General features: G+C 47.3%; 2 protein-coding genes. One reads left to right on the top strand and one right to left on the bottom strand.

Going from position 1 to position 1,965, the window contains the following annotated elements:
* Positions 1–84: 84 nt before the first annotated feature.
* Positions 85–1,404 (top strand): hypothetical protein, encoded by a 1,320-nt coding sequence (locus tag KDK14_RS19555; protein WP_257266890.1) that lies wholly within the window; start codon positions 85–87, stop codon positions 1,402–1,404.
* A gap of 297 nt (positions 1,405–1,701) precedes the next feature.
* On the opposite strand, the gene KDK14_RS19550 is transcribed toward KDK14_RS19555, so the two are convergent.
* On the bottom strand, positions 1,702–1,965 hold a 264-nt coding region (locus KDK14_RS19550; RefSeq protein WP_257266889.1), incomplete at its 5' end, for a hypothetical protein.

Here is a 1,965-nt window from a genome sequence, read left to right as displayed (position 1 = left end):
AGCTAAATATCCTATTATCGGGATGATCGTTCGACCGATTCTGTCGCCCTGTATCTGACGGTACTCAGGGCAAACATTGATAACATGACCCCGGCATACTCACAGGTATTAATCGGTGCAGTTAACCAACTGGAAAGCAAAGTTGCTGCTAAATCACTACCTGAAAGCAAGCACGATATAAAAGCAAAAGTGCAACGACTGTTGCTGGTCATTGCCGCTTGCACATCATCCGGACAAATAATGGATACCCGAATACTGGGTGATTTTGTCAGCACCATCATGGAACATGGGAATATAAAAAATATCCCCTATCTGATCATTGGGCTGACCCGTCTGCTTCAGAGCACCCCGAAAATACAGCAAGTACTGGGTGCGCCCGCAATCAAGGGCGGAAAGCCTTTACGACTGGCCCCACTGCAATTGCTGGCATTTGTACCGGACATAATCTCAGAAGATGACGTTGAGGAACTCAATCAATCTCTGCAAAATTCCCCCGTTGTCAAACGACGGATGAAAGATGGCAAGGTTTTCCATCAGTGGCTGACTACGCTTGAGCAGGCATTGACCTGCAAGATTATGAATAAAACCACGCTAATGCAGCTTCTGAAAACGCTCACCCAAAGCCTGACTTATGAAAAACTGGGTTTGCTACACATAATATTCAAAATGGGAGACAGTTTGCATGAATTTCTGAACTGCCTGGGCTTAAGCTGTCAGAAAGAAGGAATACCATTGTTGGTCGCTGAAATAGGCGGTGACGCTTTCGTGGGAAAAAATAACGGAATCTCGCAGTGGCTATTTGAACAACGACATTATCACCTCCTGCCCTCTTACATGGCATTAATGACAGAGCACGGAACTACCGAAATTACCGACCTTATCCATGGGTTTATACAGAGCAGTGCTAACCGTACGTTTATTGAGAACAGGCAGTCACCGCTGAACAATCTACACCTGAAGGCCGTTTATCGGCAATACCCTCAATTCAAGGCAGGCTGGGGAGCGAATTTCAGTGACTTCAGTGAAACAACCAAAAGCAAGCTGTTATTATCTCCATTGGAAACCCTGGCGCTGATAGAAGATCCCTGGGACCTTTTTATCAGTGGACTTGAGGTTAACAACTGTCAATCTCCGGAAGGTTTTCCGTCCAATAACACGGCCCTGATGAGCTTTGTGATGGATGGACGCAATGCCATGATTGTCAGAAAGAGCCAAAAAGGAAACATCCTCAGCAGGAGTGTTATTCGCATGGTGTTGAACCAGGATGATCGCCCTGCGCTATATCTTGAGATGGGCTATCCCGCCAAGAGTGCTTTATTGTTCATTGATGCCGCACGGGAAATTGCTGCCCAAATGGAGTTACCTCTGTACCACCACGCTCTGAGCCAACAGGTGAAGCAGTGAAACTTCTGGAAGGAAGAGCGCCTTTAGACTACTTTGACGCCCTCGAAAAGTTAATGGTTAGACAGAAAATTACGTTTACCAATGTAAAACGTGATGTCAGCAATTCCTGCTCAGCTGTCTTGTGTCATTGATATCAAGCCCAGGGAATTGTCCCGGAATAACTCCTTCATTTTATTCAGTCCGGTAAAATGCCGCCGCCCGCTGCCCGCAAAAGCACAAGTGGTTCCAGATTTTCGGAAAGCGGACGGCGGGTAGCGTCTGTAGCAATGTCGAAGTTATTTCAGGACAGTTCCTTAATTAGCCGGGCAGGATATGAATTGATGATAAATGCAGGAACTGCCTTGGAATATCCGGGCTCAGGCAACCATAATCTATTCTGGATATTCCATAAAGATGCTCCCGATCTCGCTTGTCCCTTGTCGCTCTATTGGAGTTTTGCTGAGCCGACCATACTCGGCGCTCCCTCATAAAATCCCTCAGAGCGACAAAGTCCTCGGCTTTGGTGACCTGCGTCGCCCTGGCTCCCACATCCATGTGGTCGTGCGCGAGATTCGGGGCAGC

This window comes from Endozoicomonas sp. ONNA2 (assembly GCF_024606365.1).
In the GTDB taxonomy this organism is placed as follows: Bacteria; Pseudomonadota; Gammaproteobacteria; order Pseudomonadales; family Endozoicomonadaceae; genus Endozoicomonas.
The sequence above is the reverse complement of the archived record's forward strand: the minus strand, read 5'-3'. Positions and strand labels throughout refer to the sequence as shown.